Origin of the sequence: Desulfoluna spongiiphila, assembly GCF_900101345.1 — a bacterium.
GTDB lineage: Bacteria > Desulfobacterota > Desulfobacteria > Desulfobacterales > Desulfolunaceae > Desulfoluna > Desulfoluna spongiiphila.
Genome location: NZ_FMUX01000022.1, coordinates 1 through 16605 on the forward strand (window position 1 = coordinate 1; position 16605 = coordinate 16605).

The 16605-nt window shown below is 57.7% G+C and carries 16 protein-coding genes, 1 rRNA gene and 1 other RNA gene; all 18 read right to left on the reverse strand.

Going from position 1 to position 16605, the window contains the following annotated elements; translation table 11 throughout:
• A 16S ribosomal RNA gene (locus BLQ12_RS22180) occupies positions 1-228 on the reverse strand; the annotation flags it as partial.
• A 381-nt stretch (positions 229-609) separates the two neighbouring features.
• The gene (gene tyrS / locus BLQ12_RS22185; protein ID WP_092214262.1) at positions 610-1899 is read right to left on the reverse strand and encodes a tyrosine--tRNA ligase; all 1290 of its coding nucleotides are present in this window, start codon (positions 1897-1899) and stop codon (positions 610-612) included.
• 292 nt (positions 1900-2191) lie between these two features.
• Complete coding sequence (rny, locus tag BLQ12_RS22190; RefSeq protein ID WP_092214264.1) at positions 2192-3754, reverse strand: ribonuclease Y; 1563 nt, start codon at positions 3752-3754, stop codon at positions 2192-2194.
• A gap of 314 nt (positions 3755-4068) precedes the next feature.
• Positions 4069-4253, reverse strand: a non-coding RNA gene (gene ssrS / locus BLQ12_RS22195) — 6S RNA.
• A gap of 57 nt (positions 4254-4310) precedes the next feature.
• Positions 4311-4628 (reverse strand): cell division protein ZapA, encoded by a 318-nt coding sequence (zapA, locus tag BLQ12_RS22200; RefSeq protein ID WP_092214267.1) that lies wholly within the window; start codon positions 4626-4628, stop codon positions 4311-4313.
• 11 nt (positions 4629-4639) lie between these two features.
• Positions 4640-4885 (reverse strand): cell division protein ZapB, encoded by a 246-nt coding sequence (gene zapB, locus BLQ12_RS22205; protein ID WP_092214268.1) that lies wholly within the window; start codon positions 4883-4885, stop codon positions 4640-4642.
• Positions 4886-4946: 61 nt separating this feature from the next.
• Complete coding sequence (locus BLQ12_RS22210) at positions 4947-5702, reverse strand: sugar phosphate nucleotidyltransferase (RefSeq protein WP_092214270.1); 756 nt, start codon at positions 5700-5702, stop codon at positions 4947-4949.
• A gap of 221 nt (positions 5703-5923) precedes the next feature.
• On the reverse strand, positions 5924-6331 hold the full coding sequence (locus tag BLQ12_RS22215; protein ID WP_092214272.1) for a F0F1 ATP synthase subunit epsilon: 408 nt from the start codon (positions 6329-6331) through the stop codon (positions 5924-5926).
• Positions 6332-6389: 58 nt separating this feature from the next.
• Positions 6390-7802, reverse strand: coding sequence for a F0F1 ATP synthase subunit beta (gene atpD / locus BLQ12_RS22220; RefSeq protein WP_092214274.1), 1413 nt, complete (start codon positions 7800-7802; stop codon positions 6390-6392).
• Between the two features lie 58 nt (positions 7803-7860).
• Positions 7861-8751, reverse strand: coding sequence for an ATP synthase F1 subunit gamma (gene atpG / locus BLQ12_RS22225; RefSeq protein WP_092214275.1), 891 nt, complete (start codon positions 8749-8751; stop codon positions 7861-7863).
• Positions 8752-8804: 53 nt separating this feature from the next.
• Positions 8805-10322 carry a F0F1 ATP synthase subunit alpha gene (gene atpA, locus BLQ12_RS22230; protein WP_092214276.1) on the reverse strand — a complete coding sequence of 506 codons (1518 nt, stop codon included), beginning with the start codon at positions 10320-10322 and terminating at the stop codon, positions 8805-8807.
• Positions 10322-10873: an ATP synthase F1 subunit delta gene (gene atpH, locus BLQ12_RS22235; protein ID WP_092214278.1), complete on the reverse strand. Its 552-nt coding sequence runs from the start codon at positions 10871-10873 to the stop codon at positions 10322-10324. Before atpH ends, atpA begins: the two co-directional genes overlap by 1 nt.
• Positions 10873-11472, reverse strand: a complete 600-nt coding sequence (gene atpF, locus BLQ12_RS22240; RefSeq protein ID WP_092214280.1) for a F0F1 ATP synthase subunit B — start codon at positions 11470-11472, stop codon at positions 10873-10875. Before atpF ends, atpH begins: the two co-directional genes overlap by 1 nt.
• Positions 11472-11897 (reverse strand): F0F1 ATP synthase subunit B family protein, encoded by a 426-nt coding sequence (locus BLQ12_RS22245; RefSeq protein ID WP_092214282.1) that lies wholly within the window; start codon positions 11895-11897, stop codon positions 11472-11474. Before BLQ12_RS22245 ends, atpF begins: the two co-directional genes overlap by 1 nt.
• Positions 11898-12287: 390 nt before the next feature.
• Entirely contained in the window at positions 12288-13391 is a 1104-nt protein-coding gene (gene rodA, locus BLQ12_RS22250; protein ID WP_092214284.1) for a rod shape-determining protein RodA, read from the reverse strand.
• Positions 13384-15261, reverse strand: a complete 1878-nt coding sequence (gene mrdA / locus BLQ12_RS22255; protein ID WP_226860103.1) for a penicillin-binding protein 2 — start codon at positions 15259-15261, stop codon at positions 13384-13386. The genes rodA and mrdA overlap by 8 nt, the downstream gene beginning before the upstream one ends.
• Positions 15254-15781: a hypothetical protein gene (locus BLQ12_RS22260; RefSeq protein ID WP_092214286.1), complete on the reverse strand. Its 528-nt coding sequence runs from the start codon at positions 15779-15781 to the stop codon at positions 15254-15256. Before BLQ12_RS22260 ends, mrdA begins: the two co-directional genes overlap by 8 nt.
• A complete protein-coding gene (gene mreC / locus BLQ12_RS22265; RefSeq protein WP_217640381.1) occupies positions 15781-16587 on the reverse strand; it encodes a rod shape-determining protein MreC in 807 nt (268 codons plus the stop codon). Before mreC ends, BLQ12_RS22260 begins: the two co-directional genes overlap by 1 nt.
• Between the last annotated feature and the right edge of the window lie 18 nt (positions 16588-16605).

Sequence of the window (16605 nt, forward strand, 5' to 3'; positions counted from 1 at the left end):
CTTCCAAGGAGAGGCCCTCTTTGATAACCCAAACCGTGGTAAGGGTTATGTCATCCGGTATTAGCAGCCCTTTCGAACTGTTATCCCAAATTCAGGGGTAGATTATTCACGCGTTACTCACCCGTGCGCCACTGTACTCGTTTTCCGAAGAAAACTTTCTCGTTCGACTTGCATGTGTTAAGCACGCCGCCAGCGTTCATTCTGAGCCAGGATCAAACTCTCCAATTAAATCATATTTAACAAAATGACCCAATAGGGTTTGATATTGACAGAGACTCGTTTGTCTCATTTATTCGCTGCTTACTGATTTTCAAAGATCAAGCAATATCGACCCGCTTGAATTAATTTCAAACGAACCCGAATAGTGTATCCCAACAAGCTGTTTCAGTCAAGAAAAAAGGTTAAAAACTTTAACCTCACCTTGCGGGCTCTCCGGCCGACCGTCGCGTGTTTTGCGTCGGTTCCGCGCTGAAGACTTGAAGGTTCTACCCCGAAAGACGGCATCTGTCAAAAGCTTTTCGACACCTTTATGCATTTTTTTCAGAACGGCGCGAATTTCCATTGAAATCCGCGCCGCCCATTTGATCATATATCCTGTCAAAAGGCCTTTCAGCCTGCCATGACAACGCGAAGGTAACGCTTTTTCCCGGCGCGCAGGAGTATCTCACCCCCTTCAAAATCCGCACGGGTGATGGGCCGATCAAAGACAGAGAGGCGCTCACCGTTTACATAGGCACCGCCCTGCTGAATCAACTTGCGTGCCGCCCCCCCGGACTGGGCAAGCCCGGCCTGGGCAAACAGCTTAAAAGCGGGCATCCCTTCCCCTTCAAAGGTACTCGCTTCCAATTCAAGACTCGGCACCGCGTCCAGGGCGCTGCCGTCATCCCCCCGGGGAATACCGCTTGAGGCAAGAAGGGAGGCGTCGATCTTTTTCACCCCGAACATGGCCGCTGCGGATTTGTAGGCCTCAAGGGCTGCCTCCCGGCCGTGGCACAGGGCCGTGGCCTCAAAGGCAAGGACAGCCTTGGCGTTGTTCAGGTCGGCACCGGAGAGCCCGGCCACCTGCCGGACCTCTTCCATGGGCAGAAAGGTAAACAGGGCAAGGAACCGCTCGACGTCCGCATCATCCGTGTTAACCCAGAACTGGTAGTAGTCGTACGGACTCGTACGCTCCGGGTCGAGCCAGACAGCACCCTTGTGGGTCTTGCCCATCTTGATGCCGGCAGCGGTCATGATCAGGGGAAAGGTGATACCAAAGGCTGTCTCCCCAGCCTTGCGGCGCACCAGCTCCACACCGGCAACGATGTTGCCCCACTGATCGCTCCCGCCCATCTGCAGATAGCAGTTGTGGGTTCGGGAGAGCTCGTAGAAGTCGTAAGCCTGGAGAAGCATGTAGTTGAACTCAATGAAGCTCAACCCCTCGTCGGAATCAATGCGTGCGCGGTAGCTCTCGGCCTTGATCATTCGGTTGACGCTGAAGTGCCGCCCCACCTCCCGCAGGAAGGGAATGTACTCAAGACCCGTCAACCAGTCCGCGTTGTCCAGGAGAAAGGCCTTTTCATCGGAAAAGTCGAGGAACCGCGACAACTGGGACCTCAGGCCCGCCTTGTTCTCCTCGATGGTCTCGGTGGTGAGCATCTTCCGCATTTCGGTCTTTCCGCTGGGATCCCCGATCATGCCCGTTCCCCCGCCCACCAGGGCAATGGGGCAGTGGCCGGAGCGCTGCATGTGACACAAAGCCATGACCGTCACGAGGTGCCCCACATGGAGACTGGACCCCGTGGGATCAAAGCCGATATAACAGCGCCTTCCAGGCGTGGACAGATATGAAATCAATTCCTCTTCATGGGTTGTATTATCCACAAAACCGCGGTCTCTCAGCGACTCAACGACATTCATAGCATTCTACCTCGTCTCGTTTGGTTGGCTACCGGGGTCGATGCCACCCTGGGCGGCCCACCTGAATAATCCGCCCAGGACCCCGAACCGGCCCTTTCTATAGTAAAGGTGCCCCTCGGCGACATCCCGGCTGCCCGTTCATCCATGGAGATCCGGTGGCCCAGCCACCGTCCCCCTGATACTAAAATAGCCGAAACACCAAGACAGGGACCGGGATTGCCTGTTCAGCAACCCCGATCCCGCTCTTAAGCGTTCGGCTTATTACATTCTCCTTGAAATGGCCGGAGATGCCCTATTTGTTTGCATACCCCACAGCGCGGGTTTCACGGATCACCGTGACGCGAATCTGCCCGGGAAAGGTCAGGGTCTCTTCGATCTGCTTGGCGATGTCCCGGCTCATGACCACGGCATCTTCATCCCGGACCACATCCCCTTCCACAATCACGCGAAGCTCTCGGCCCGCCTGGATGGCGTAGGAGTTGGCAACACCCTTGTACCCGTTGGCAATCTTCTCCAGATCGTCCAGGCGCTTGACGTAGTTTTCCAGGAGCTCTTTTCGAGCACCAGGCCGCGCCCCGGAGAGGGAGTCGGCAGCCTGAACCAGGAGGTCGTACACCGATTCGGGGGGTACATCCTCGTGGTGGGCGGCAATGCCCTGAACAATTTTGGGGTTCTCCCCGTATTTCTTGGCCAGGTTGGCGCCGATGACGGCGTGGGGACCCTCCACTTCATGGTCCACCGCCTTGCCGATGTCGTGGAGCAGGCCCATGCGCTTGGCCAGCTTCACGTTGAGGCCCAGCTCGGCGGCCATCACCCCGCAGAGGAATCCCACCTCCACCGAGTGCTGAAGCACGTTCTGGGCATAACTGGTTCGGAACTTCAGGCGACCGAGAATGGCGATAAGGTCGTTGCTGATGCCGTGGACCCCCAGATCAAAGGCGGCCTGATCACCGGCCTCCCGGATGGTCTGGTCCACTTCCTTTTCAACCGTCTTCACCACCTCCTCGATGCGCGCCGGGTGGATACGCCCGTCGTTGATCAACTTGGTCAGGGAAAGGCGGGCCACCTCGCGACGCACCGGGTTGAACCCGGAAAGGATCACCGCTTCGGGGGTGTCATCTATAATAAGGTCGATGCCGGTGGCCGCTTCAAGGGCACGGATGTTGCGCCCCTCCCGACCAATGATCCGGCCCTTCATCTCATCGTTGGGCAGGGGCACCACAGACACGGTGCGCTCGGCCACGAAATCTCCGGCATAACGCTGGATGGCCGTGGCGATGATCTTTTTGGCTTCCTTGTCGGCGCTCTCCTTCGCCTCGGAGGTCACACGCTTGATCAGTTTGGCGCCGTCGTGGCGGGCGTCGTTCTCCATGGCGCTCAAAAGAAGCCCCTTGGCCTCTTCGGAGGTCATTCCCGATATCTTTTCAAGCTGCATCTTCTGCTCGGAGATCAGGGCATCACACTCCCTGTTCTTCCCGGCGAGGGTATCGGTATCTTCAGACAGCTGCTTGCTTCGCTGGGACAGATCGTTTTCGATACGCTCAATCTGATCCTGCCGGCGGTCAAGCTTTTCTGTTTTCTGGTTGAGGCGTTTGTCCAGCCCTTTGAGCTCCACCCGTGTTTCGTTGGTTTCCGCGTCAAACTCGCTCTTCATCTTTATGAGCCGGTCCTTGGCTTCCACATTGGCTTCCATCAACAGATTTTCAGCCCGAAGCCCGGCGTCACGTATTATTTTCTCGGCCTCTTCCTCTGCTTCCTCTGCCCGCCTGCTGTCCACCCGGCCTTTAAGCACAAAGGTCAGAGCAGCGCCGACAAGAAAACCGACGATGCCGGTTGCCATAATTTTCACTACCATTTGATTCCCCCGAGAATATATCCACCTCAGTTATGACGGAAAAACCGCCTTACGGACTCCACACAATAGACATTCGCCCAACCTTGAGGTCACATGTTTTTGCATACCCAAAGACCGCAGCGGGTATCATACGAACGGACAAGAGGATCCGACGTGTGCCATGCGACGACTTCATAATCTTAAAAAACGGAGACAATGCCGCATCGACGCGGGGCATGGATATAGCTTGGATGTCGGAAACCCTTGACAGAGTCATCGACTTCGAGGGGTGGTTGGAAGGAAGGGTCGGGCAAACGGGGAGACATTGATATGAAAATATCCCCACCCGGGTGCCGTGTTGAATTAAGGTCTTTGAACCGATTGTTCAAAGGGGGGTGCCTCTGTAACTTCTTCAGGCTTTTCTGTCAGGCAGAACATGCGCACCAAAGCCAGAGGAGGCTCCCGTGATATTGCCATTGGGTCAAAGGATATACTCCAATCACGAACACGGCAGGGATATTTTTATTCAAATTGTATCGTATTTCGACCATGCAGAACAGCCTTTTCTGCACCGCCGTTACGGTTGACACCCCCCCAGTTTTTCAATGAGGGTGGCCGACTTCCGGGTGAGCTTCTCATGAAGATCCGCATGGTTCTTTTTCACCTCAGCCAGCTCCTTTGCGATATTCAAGGTGGCCACCAGGAGCTGAATGAACTTGCGATTCTCGGTCAAAGGGCCTTTCATCCCCTCTCCCGCACGACTCACTTCATCCGTGATGCTCTTGACAATGGCCGATGCCTCGCTTGAGTCGGCGTCAGTCTTGAACTTATACGTTTCCCCAAAAAGGTCGACTGTTAGTATCTCTTCCAATGATTGCGCATTCGCTTTTGTCATTCGGTTAGAGATCAGGAGTCCACATCGATGTAGGTGTTAAGGCGATCCATCAGCCCATCGATCTTACCTCGAATGGTTTCCCTCTGTTCTACAAAGGCCGCTTCCGACTGGTTTTTCTCCTGAAGCTGACCTTCAAGTATTTCAATCCTGCCTTTGAGCTCTGCTTTCTCTGATTTCAGGCTGTTGCAGAGTTCAATGAGAAAATCTACCTGTTCTTCTATATAATCAATTTGACCAACTATTGCTTCATCATCCAATTTAGCACCTCTCGAAATTCAAATCACTATAGTCTTCAATTTTCAATAAAGTCAAGGGAATTCATGTGGGCCGCTCTTCCAGCATTTGCCGTACGGTTTCGAGGTCATTTACGGTATTTACGCCCGTCACTTCCCGGGCGGAACCACCGGTTACGACCCCTGCGCCGGCCCCATCCTGAACGGCTATCTCCACGATATCGGTGAGATAGTACTCCCCTTGTGCATTATCCGATTTCACCTTGTCAAGGGCAGAAAAGAGAAAGCCCGCATCCACGCAGTAGATGCCGCTGTTGATCTCTTTAATGGCCTTCTCTTCAGCGCTTGCATCCTTTTCTTCCACGATGCGAAGCAGGGCCCCGTTCTCACCGGTAACCATGCGGCCATAACCCGTCGGGGAATCCAGTGAGACAGCAAGGACCGACACGGCCCTTCCGGCTGTTTCATGGGCCTGGACCAGCTCCTTGAGGGTTTCGGGCTTGACCAGGGGGACATCCCCGCAGAGGATCACCACCTGCTTTGTGGCCTCGCCAATGGCGCTTCGGGCGCTCATCACGGCATGGCCTGTCCCGAGCTGCTCGTCCTGCAGGGCAAAAAATGCCGCGTGCCGCTCGGCCACTGCGGCCTTCACCGCATCGGCCTGGTGGCCAACAACCACGACCACGTCAGGGCCTGCAATCTCTCGGGCCGACGCCATCACGTAATCCACCATGGGACGCCCAAGCACCTCATGGAGCACCTTGGCCTTGTCCGACTTCATGCGTGTGCCCTTGCCGGCGGCAAGGACAACCACCGCTGTCTTTCCTGTGGTTTTACTCAATTTTCCCCCTTGTTGCAATAGCACCTGACCTGCATGCGAAAAAACATGGTTTTCCCTCTCCGCTGAAACCCGCCGGTGTGTCCGTTAAACACGGCCGATGCCCCGGTACAGAAAAAGGGGCAAACCCACCGGGCCGCCCCTTTGAAACTTACGCGCTGTCGATCCTACCCAGGCGACAAAGGGGCCGCCATAACGGCCCATCGTCAGATTCCCCGGAGAGGTTATCGGCTCTCCACCGCATGGATGCGATGCAGGGCCCGGGCAAGAGCCGCTTTGGCACGGGTTTCATCAATGGATGAACGATTCCCGGCCAGGCGGTTTTCCGCCCTCTCCATTGCCGACTGTGCACGATTGAGATCAATGTCGCGCCTGCGCTCCGCCGACTCGGCCAGAATGGTCACCCGATCCGCCAGAGCCTCGGCGAACCCGCCGTTGATAAAGACCCCGCACTCGTTGCCGGCGGTGTCCTTAAATCGGGCCATGCCCACCTTCAGGGAGGTAAGAAACGGGGTGTGCCCATCGAGCACGCCGAACTCACCCTCCGAACCGGGGGCCATGACGATCTGTGCGTCCTCGCTGACCACACGCCTTTCGGGCGTCACGATTTCGAGTCTGATAGTGTCTGCCATATCAACCCCTCATAGGTTTGAAGGGGCGGAGAGGATTCCCCGCCCCGTTCATATCATGTTAATCGGCCATGCCCTTGGCCTTGGTCACTGCATCTTCGATGGTCCCTACAAGGTTGAAGGCGCCTTCGGGCAGCTCGTCGTGCTTGCCGTCCAGGATCTCTTTGAAGCTGCGGATGGTGTCTTCAAGCTTCACGTAGTTGCCCTTGAGACCGGTAAAGACTTCGGCCACATGGAAGGGCTGGGAGAGGAATCGCTGGATACGACGCGCACGGGTCACCACGACCTTGTCCTCATCGGACAACTCGTCGATGCCGAGGATGGCGATGATATCCTGGAGCTCCTTGTACTTCTGAAGCACGGTCTGGACCTGGCGGGCTACTGCGTAGTGCTCGTCGCCGATGTAGGCTGCGTCGAGGATACGGGAAGAGGAGTCCAATGGGTCCACCGCGGGGTAGATGCCCAGCTCGGCAATGGAGCGGGAGAGAACCACGGTGCCGTCCAGGTGGGCAAAGGTGGTGGCAGGGGCGGGGTCGGTGAGGTCGTCCGCGGGGACGTACACGCACTGTACCGCGGTGATGGAGCCTTTGTCCGTTGAGGTAATACGCTCCTGAAGACCGCCCATGTCCACCGCCAGGGTGGGCTGGTAACCAACCGCCGAGGGCATACGACCGAGAAGGGCCGATACCTCGGAGCCTGCCTGGGTGAAACGGAAGATGTTGTCGATGAAGATCAACACGTCCTGGCCTTCCACGTCGCGGAAGTACTCGGCGCAGGTCAGGGCCGACAGGGCAACACGCGCACGGGCTCCCGGAGGTTCGGTCATCTGACCGTAGATCAGGGCGCACTTGTCGAGAACGCCGGACTCCTTCATCTCATGGTAGAGGTCGTTGCCCTCACGGGTACGCTCACCAACGCCAGCAAACACGGAAATACCGCCGTGCTGCATGGCGATGTTGTTAACCATCTCCATCATGATAACGGTTTTGCCCACACCGGCACCGCCGAACAGGCCCATCTTGCCGCCTCGGGGGAAGGGCACGAGGAGGTCGATAACCTTGATGCCCGTCTCAAGGACGGTGACCGAGGTATCCTGTTCGGTGAACTCGGGGGCGGGGCGGTGAATGGGCATGATGCTGTCCATGCTTACCGCGCCGAGGCCGTCCACAGGGCGTCCCACAACGTTGAGAACGCGGCCCAGGGAGGCTTTGCCCACGGGCATGACGATGGGGTTTCCGGTGTCTTTTACGGCCATGCCGCGAACGAGGCCGTCGGTTACGTCCATGGCGATGGTACGTACCACGTTGTCACCCAGGTGCTGGGCCACCTCCACCACGAGGTTGTCCTCTTCGTCGTTGATGGCCGCGTTGGTTATGGTAAGGGCTGTAAGGATCGCCGGCAGGTTTCCAGGTTCGAACTCCACGTCAACAACAGGTCCCATGACCTGTGTGATTTTTCCGATATTGTCAGCCATTGAAAAGTACCTCCTATGTACCTAAATCTATGCTGTATATGCGATAAGCGAGTTACAATCAGCCCTTTAAGGCCTCTGCACCACCGACGATATCCATAAGGTCTGCAGTAATTGCCGCTTGCCGTGCTTTGTTAAACACCCTTTGAAGATCGGTGATCATGTCGGAACACGCCTGGGTGGCGTTGTCCATGGCCGACATTCGGGCCGCATGCTCACTGGTCGACGTCTCCAGAAGACCCCGATAGAGCTGGATATACACATTCCTCGGGAGCATCTCGCCAAGGAGCATGTCCGCACTGGGCTCACAGATGTGCTCGGCCTGGAACGGCTTGTCCTCTCCGCCCTCTTCCTCCTCCACCTCGATGGGGGGAATGGGGAGAAGCTGCTGGACCACCGGCACCTGCCTGCCCATGCTGACAAACTCGGCATAGACCAGGTAGACCTCGTCGTACTCACCGGAGAGAAAGCCGTTGATCAGCTTCTGCCCGCCGGTGGACGCGACGCCAAACCCCACCTTTGAACCGACAACCCCGATGTATTCATCCACCCGGGTCTGGGCCTCTTTACGGGCCCAGTCGCGGCCCCTTTTGCCAAAGTTGGTAAAGGAGATCTCGACCCCTTCACCCTCTTTTTCTTTGATCAGCTTTTCCGCTTTATCAATCAGGTTGATGTTGAAGCCCCCACACAGCCCCCTGTCCGATGTCAGGAGAACCACGTGGACCTTCTTCACCTCCTCGCGTGCTTCAAGGAGCGGACTGGCTCCTTCACCTGCCTTCTGAGCAAGGCTTCCCAGAACCTCTGCGTATTTTTCCGCATAGGGCCGGAAGGCCTCCATGGCTAACTGAGCACCACGCAAGCGGGAAGTCGCGACCATTTTCATGGCGCTGGTGATCTGCTTGGTCTTTTTGACGCCAGCGATCTTTAATTGTACTTCCTTTAACGTTGCCATATGCCATTTACCTTTACGTGTCTCAAATTAATAGAACTGCTCTTCAACGCAAGCTACTTGATGGTGTCCTTGAACTCCTCATCGTACGCTTCCAGGGCTTTGACAATATCGGCTTCAATTTCAGGCGTAATCTTCCTGCTCTCGGCAAGGGCGGGAAGCAGCGCAGGGAATCGACCCTCCACGAAGGGGTAAAGGCCCGCTTCGTACTTGGTCACGGCCTCACGCGGGTAGGCGTCGATGTACCCTTTGGTGCCGGCAAAGAGAATGAGCACCTGCTTTTCAAGGGGAAGGGGTGCGTACTGGGGCTGCTTGAGAACCTCAATCAGGCGCTGGCCACGGGTCAACTGCCTCTGGGTGGAGGCGTCCAGGTCGGAGCCAAAGGCGGCAAAGGCCTCGAGCTCTCTAAACGACGCCATGTCGAGACGCAGGGTACCGGCCACCTGCTTCATGGCCTTCTCCTGGGCGGCACCGCCAACGCGGGAGACCGACAGGCCCACGTCCACGGCGGGACGCATACCGGCAAAGAACATCCCCTTGTCGAGGTAGATCTGGCCGTCGGTGATGGAGATAACGTTGGTGGGGATAAAGGCGGACACGTCCCCTTCCTGGGTTTCGATGATGGGAAGGGCGGTGAGGGACCCTGCGCCCAGCTCATCGGAGAGCTTGGCGGAGCGTTCCAGCAGACGGGAGTGGTTGTAAAAAATGTCGCCGGGGAAGGCTTCACGTCCGGGCGGACGACGAAGCAGCAGGGACACCTGACGGTAAGAGGCGGCCTGCTTGGAGAGGTCATCGTAGATGATGAGGGCATGCTCGCCCTTGTCGCGGAAGTACTCGCCCATGGCGCAACCGGCGTAGGGGGCGAGGAACTGAAGGGCCGCAGGGTCGGAGGCACAGGCTGCAACCACGGTGGTGTACTCCATGGCGCCGTGCTCTTCCAGAACAGCCACAACCTGGGCCACGGTGGATTTCTTCTGGCCGCAGGCCACGTAGACGCACTTCACGTCCTGGCCCTTCTGGGCGAGGATGGCATCGACGGCAATGGCGGTCTTGCCGATCTGGCGGTCGCCGATGATCAGCTCACGCTGGCCTTTGCCCACGGGGGTCATGGCGTCGATGGCCTTGATGCCGGTGTAGCAAGGCTGATGAACACTCTTACGCTGGATAACGCCGGGGGCTACCATCTCGAGACGACGGAAATCCGGGGTATCGATGGCGCCCTTGCCGTCGATGGGCTCACCGGTGGTGGTTACCACGCGGCCGAGAACGGGCTCGCCCACGGGAACCTCGGCGATGCGGCCGGTACGCTTGACGGTGTCCCCTTCCTTGATATGGGTGTCATCGCCCATAACGGCGACGCCCACGTTGTCCTCTTCCAGGTTAAGGGCCAGGCCGAGAATGCCGCCGGGAAATTCCACAAGCTCCAGGGCCATCACTTTTTCCAGGCCGTAGACCCTTGCGATGCCGTCCCCTACTGAAAGAACGACGCCGGTTTCGGAAAGCTCGACCTTCTTGTCGAAATCCTTGATCTGCTCCTTGATTATTTGGCTTATTTCTTCAGCTTTGATTTCCATTAGACACTCTCACCCCTTTTAAAAGATTCTTTCATGTTCTGCAGCTGTGTGCGCACACTGCCGTCAAGTACAAGGTCACCTATCTTCGTTACAATGCCCCCAATCAGCCCGGGGTCTTTTTCCAGATTCAAAATGACGTCCTTGCCTGTCAATGCGGAGAGGGATGCCTTGATTTTCTCCACAGCGTCTTCCGACAGATCCACGGCGGAAACCACATGGGCGTGGGCGATGCCGTTCAGCTCGTCCACCAGCTCCTGGTAGGTTTCATCGATGGAACCAAGGTAACCGAAGCGGCCCTTGTCAAACAAAAGCAGGGTAAAGGATGCGATGACAGGAGAGAGGCCCAGCTTCTCGACCACCACCTTCAACACACCGCGCCTGCCGTCACATTCATAGATCGGGTTGGCGATGGCGCTGGAGAGCTCCGTCTCCCGTGCAAGAAACGCCGCCATCCCGCTGAGCTGTTCACGGTAGGTCTCGGCCTGACCGTCCTCTTTGCCGATAAGCAGCAGAGCTTTGGCATAACGCCTGGATATTGCGATATCTTTCATTACACCACCACCTTGTTCAGATAGTCATCCACCAGCTTTTCCTGGTCGTCCGTGTTGATCTTCTCCTGGATCAGCGCCTCGGCCCTTGAAAGGGCAAGGGCCATGATCTCGGCCTTGAGATCCGCACGGGCGGCCTTGAACTCATGGTCAATGTTGCGCTTGGCCTGCTCTTCGAGCTTTACGGCGTGGAGCTCGGCCTCTTCCATGATGCGCTTTTTGGCGGCCTCGCCCTGATCCCGGTACTGGCCCAGGATCACCTCCACCTCGTCTTCCAGGGTGGCAATCTTGGTCTCGTACTCGGCCAGGGTCTTTTCGGCGTCCGCCTTCTGCTTTTCAAGGGTATCCAGCTCATCTTTGATGGTACTGATGCGGCCTGACAGGGCATTGGATACCGGCTTGCGGAGCACGAAAAACAAAAACCCCATGAGCACCACAAAGTTCAGGACACGCGCCGTATCCGTGGTGAGCCAGTGCTTGGCTTCGGCGGCGTGGCCGCCCCCGCTTGAGGCAAAGGCCGCACCTGCGGTCAGGGTCAACGCAACGAAAAGGCCCCAGAACAGAAGCCTGCGCCCTCCGGACGATTTAAACACATCACGCATTACAGTGCCCTCCCCAGAATCTTTTCGCCGATTGCCTTCGCAAAATCGTCCACCTCACCCTGCAGACTCTCCCGCACAGCAACCATCTCTTGAGAAATCTTAACGCGCACGGCGGCAAGATCATCCTGGGCACGACCGGTGATCTCACCGATGATGCGCCGCTCTTCCTGAGACGCCTCATCTATGATCGCATCCTTGAGCTCAACGCCCTTGGTACGGCCTTCTTTGATGCCTGCAGCAAACGTCTCCTCCTTCTCGCGCACCCCCACAGATGAAGCATCAATGCTGTGATTGAGCCCGTCTATGGCCTCACGACGCTTCGCAAGAACTCCCCGGATCGGCTTATACAAGACGATATTCAAAATAAGGATCAAGAGGATGAAGTTGACGATCTGCACCAATAAGGAATAATCCACACTGACCATTGGTGACCCTCCAACAAAAGTTAATAAGAATGCCAGATAATATGCATAACAACACAGACTAAGGCTGGAGCAAGCCTTAGAAATTCCCTCATTTTAGCACCGAACCTATATCAGTTTTTCTCTTTTTATGTCAACCTGTTTTAGAAAATCTTTTCAGGATTCGCAAGTGATATCAGCTTTTTCCATCTCACCTTAATCCTTGCGAACCGGGGTCCTCAGGATTTACCAACAAGCACTATGTTGCCCGAAAGTCCACAGCCACATCCTGGAGAAAGCTAAGCATTCAACTGCCCTTGCTCATACCACAACAAACGAGTAAAAAGCCACCCCGGATGGGACCACGCCCCACCCAAAACAGCCCCTGCGGTATAGACCCTCCCAGGAGAGCCCCTACTTTTTAAACCGCCGCATGCTGACCCCCATGAGGAGCCCGATGGACATGAAGCTGGTCACCACAGACGAGCCGCCGTAGCTTACCAGGGGCAGAGGCACCCCCACCACGGGCATGAGCCCCATCACCATCCCCATGTTGATAAAGGCCTCCCAGAAGAGCATGGCCGTTACCCCCACGGCGGTGATGGTCCCGAAAGTGTTCTTGCTTTTGTGGGCGATGTTGAGACTCCAGACAAAAAGGGTGCCGTAAAGGAGCACGAGAAGCACCGTGCCCACAAAGCCCCACTCTTCTGCCAGGACGGACAGGATAAAGTCGGTGTGTCGTTCAGGAAGGAAGCTCAGGGTGTTCTGGGTCCCTTTGAGAAACCCCTTGCCGGTAAGCATCCCTGAGCCGATGGCGATTTTGGATTGAATGATATGATACCCCGCCCCCAGAGGATCTCGGTCGGGATTGAGAAAGGTCAGCACGCGCTGCTTTTGATAGGCTTTAAGGAAGAAGAGCCAGGCCGCAACGGCCAGGCCGAGCCCCGCACACACCAGCATGGTGAGGGTGCGGCGCTCAATTTTGACAAAAAGGGTCATGATGCCTGCGATCATCACGATGAGCAGGCCGGTTCCAAGGTCGGGCTGAAGGTAAATCAGCACAAAGGGCAACAGCACGATGGCCGCCGGCTTGATCAGCTCCCGGAAGCCCAGGCCCCGGGTGGTGGCATTGCGTGCGTAGTAGCGCGCCAGCATCAGGATGACGCCCACCTTGGCCAGCTCCGAGGGCTGCAGGGTCAACGGCCCCAGGACCAGCCAGCGACGTGATCCGCCCACCATGCGCCCCACAAAGAGCACCGCCACCAAAAGCCCCATGCAGCAGGCGTAGATCCCCGGGGTCCATCGTTCGAACTCCTTGGGGTCCACGCAGAAGGTGGCGATCATCACTCCCATTCCGGCACCCAGCCAGACCAGCTGCTTGACGAACAGGGGCCTTAAAGACGGGTCGTTTCCTGCGTACACAGCGCTGTACAGGGCCACAAGCCCCAGCCCCGACAAGGCCAGGGTAATGAGCAGGAGCCCCCAGTCGAAATGTTCCACCACACGGCGATCAATCACGGGCAGCCTCCCCTTTTCCCAGATAGGTCTCAATCACTTTTCTGGCAATGGGGGCGGCCTTGGTGGACCCGCCTTCGCCATGTTCCACGATCACTGCCACGGCAATGGTGGGATTCTCCACCGGCGCGTAGGCGACAAACCATGCGTGATCCCTGAATTTTCGAATGCTCTTTTTCGTCCGGGAGTCCCTCTTGGCCTTGCTGATGACCTGGGCGGTACCGGTCTTTCCGGCAACGGTCACCCCTTCAATGGCGGCAACCTTGGCCGTTCCCTTTCGGTCGTTCACCGTCCCCCAGAGCCCCTTGCGGACCAGGGCCAGGGTCTTCTTGCTGGCGGGGAGCCGCCCGTTCACAACAGGAAGGGTCTGCTTGACCAGAGCCCCGTCGGCGGTCTCCATTTTCCCCAAGATGTACGGCTTGTAGATCACCCCTCCGTTGCCAACCGATGCGATGAGCATGGCCATCTGAATGGGGGTCACCAGGTTGTAGCTCTGGCCGATGGACAGGGAAAGGGTCTCTCCGCTGTGCCAGCCTTCATTGAGCTTGCGGCGCTTCCACTCCGCTGTTGGAATCAGCCCGGCCCGCTCGTTGTCCAGCTCCACCCCCGTGGGCTTGCCCAGGCCGCAGCCCCGGGCGTAAAATGCCAGGCGGTCCACCCCGAGCTTTTCCCCCACTTCATAGAAATAGACATCGCAGGACTGGGCAATGGAATCTTCCAGGTTGATGGAGCCGTGGCCCGTACGCTTCCAGCACCGATACACCCGGTCCCCGAAAGCGTGGGTCCCGGAGCAGAAAAAGTGGGTCTTTTCATCCACCACCTTCTCTTCCAGGGCGGCAATGGATGAGACAATCTTATAAATGGACGCAGGCGGGTACAGGGCCTGGGTGGCCTTGTTCTCCATGGGGCGGCCCGGATTGTTTTTCAGGGCGTTCCACTTGGCATAGGAGAGCCCGCTGACAAAGTCGTTCTGATCAAAGGTGGGACTGCTGGCCATGGCCAGTACCGCGCCGTTACGGGGGTCAAGGGCCACCACGGCCCCGACATCTCCCTTAAGGAGGGCTTCCGATCTTTTCTGGAGTTCTGTGTTGACCGTCAGGTAGATGTTTTTACCGGGGTCCGCCTCCACCCGTTTGAGCTCCCGGATCACCCGGCCACGGGCATCCACCTCCACCTGACGCCCACCCTGGGAGCCGCGCAGGAGAGGTTCCATCACCTTCTCGATACCGAACTTGCCGATAAAATCCCCCCCGGAGGCCTCCGGGTGCTTGCCGCTGGAGAGCTCCCGGGCGTTGATCTCTCCCAGGTAGCCCAGCAGATGGGCCGCCATGCCCGGGTTAAGGTAAAACCGCTTGGGACGGACCTTGACCACCACACCGGGCAGGTCAAAACTGTTCACTTCCACCGGCGCCAGGGCGTCCCGCCCGATATCCCGCTTGAGCACCACCTGGCGGGAAGAGTTGTCGCCTCCCTTCTTGGCGATCTTGCCCGCCATCTCCTCCACGGGAATCCCTGTGAACTGCGAAAGGCGCTCCAGGGTCTCAGAAACGGGCTGGGCATCCCGGGGTACGATGATCAGGTCAAAGGCCGGCCGGTTGTCCACCAGGAGGTTGCCCTGGCTGTCGTAAATCAACCCCCGGGACGGAGGAAGGCTCTGGAGGCGGATGCGGTTGTTGGTGGAGAGTTCGCGGTAGACCTGGCCGTTGATGATCTGAAGGTAAAAAAGCCGCACCAGGATAACGGAAAAGGCGATAAAAATCAGGATCATCGTCCCTTTCAGGCGACGGTTGAACCACTCCCCGTCGGGGCTGTTGAGGTACCCTTCCGAGCCCCCCGTCCCTTCGACGTCTCGATTTCGGGGTAAATCAGACACCCTTGCCTCCTTCCAGGCGACAGATGATGCCCCGGGCCATGGCCCCGCCCAGGCGATACCCCAAGGCCATCAGCACGTAGACAAGGGGCCCCAGAAGCGCGCCCCAGAGAAGCTGCCGCCCCCCCTGCTCCACGGCCCACACCATGGTGGGGGGCGTGGCCCCGGACACACTGAGCACGAGCAGGGCCACCAGGTTCTCAAGGACGATGCCGGCCAGGATGGCAAGGTAGATAAGGATACGGCTGTAGACGTGCAGGACCTGAATGGCGACCTGAAGGATAAAAAACAGCCAGAAATAACTGGTGAGATAAAAACCGAAGGGACTGCCCGACAACCCGTCCACGAGGATCCCCGTGACCAGAACCACCGCTCCCCCCTGTAGCCGCGGCAGGGCAAGGGCCGTAAAAACCACCTGCACCACCAGCAGATCAAAGGGGGGACGCATGGACACCTGTGGCAACAGGGCCGTCTGGATCAGGATCAGCAAAATGGACACCAGGGTGTATCCGATGACCGCCATCAGTTCCCCGCCTCCGGGCTCATGATGACAAGGACCTCTTCCAGGGTCTCAAAGGTCACGGAAGGGGCCACGGCCACATCCTGAAAAATGCCGGACACCCCTTTGCGGACCTCGCTGACGGTCCCGAGAAAAAAGCCCTTGGGGAAGACACCGTCCAGTCCCGATGAGACGATCCGCTGACCGGGCTTGATGGTGTCGTTCCGGTTGGCGTAGGCAAACCGGCATTCACCGGCCCCGCCCCCTTTCAGCACCCCACGGACGCGGGTATCCTGGACCAGGACATCCACGGAGCTGTTGCGGTCGGTGACAAGAAGCACCTTGGCGTAACGATGGGAGGCCTCGATGACCTGCCCCACGATGCCATCGGGAACCACCACGGGCTGCCCCTTGGCCACGCCGTTTTCCGTGCCTTTGTCGATGATGAGGGTTCGGTACCAGAGGGAGGCGTCTTTGCCGGTGACCATGGCGGCCACCATGTTGCGGGCCTTGGCCTCTTTGAAGGAGAGGAGGCCGCGCATCCTCCCGTTGAGCAGCTTGAGCTCGTTGTACCCGTTGAGCTGCTCCCGGAGCTGCGCCACCTCACGGCGGAGTTCCTTGTTTTCCTCGGCGGTGGAGACCAGGTTGAAGTACCCGTGCCAGATGGATCGAATCCATCCGAGGGTTGCGGTCAGGCCTTTTTGAAAAGGGGCCGTCAGGTGCAACGCGATGGGCGCTGCACCTCCGGCCGAATCGGGACGGCTGCTAGAGACGGTCAAAGCGGCAATGTTGAGCAGAAGCAGCACCAGAACCGCCACAACCAGTACCATACGCCGAGAAAACATAGG

Bases quoted from the DNA above. Each gene is read 5' to 3' on its own strand.
- tyrS (WP_092214262.1), bottom strand. From the start codon at position 1,899: ATGAATGTCGTTGAGTCGCTGAGAGACCGCGGTTTTGTGGATAATACA.
- rny (WP_092214264.1), bottom strand. From the start codon at position 3,754: ATGGTAGTGAAAATTATGGCAACCGGCATCGTCGGTTTTCTTGTCGGC.
- zapA (WP_092214267.1), bottom strand. From the start codon at position 4,628: ATGACAAAAGCGAATGCGCAATCATTGGAAGAGATACTAACAGTCGAC.
- BLQ12_RS22215 (WP_092214272.1), bottom strand. From the start codon at position 6,331: ATGGCAGACACTATCAGACTCGAAATCGTGACGCCCGAAAGGCGTGTG.
- atpD (WP_092214274.1), bottom strand. From the start codon at position 7,802: ATGGCTGACAATATCGGAAAAATCACACAGGTCATGGGACCTGTTGTT.
- atpG (WP_092214275.1), bottom strand. From the start codon at position 8,751: ATGGCAACGTTAAAGGAAGTACAATTAAAGATCGCTGGCGTCAAAAAG.
- atpA (WP_092214276.1), bottom strand. From the start codon at position 10,322: ATGGAAATCAAAGCTGAAGAAATAAGCCAAATAATCAAGGAGCAGATC.
- atpH (WP_092214278.1), bottom strand. From the start codon at position 10,873: ATGAAAGATATCGCAATATCCAGGCGTTATGCCAAAGCTCTGCTGCTT.
- atpF (WP_092214280.1), bottom strand. From the start codon at position 11,472: ATGCGTGATGTGTTTAAATCGTCCGGAGGGCGCAGGCTTCTGTTCTGG.
- BLQ12_RS22245 (WP_092214282.1), bottom strand. From the start codon at position 11,897: ATGGTCAGTGTGGATTATTCCTTATTGGTGCAGATCGTCAACTTCATC.
- BLQ12_RS22260 (WP_092214286.1), bottom strand. From the start codon at position 15,781: ATGGCGGTCATCGGATACACCCTGGTGTCCATTTTGCTGATCCTGATC.
- mreC (WP_217640381.1), bottom strand. From the start codon at position 16,587: ATGGTACTGGTTGTGGCGGTTCTGGTGCTGCTTCTGCTCAACATTGCC.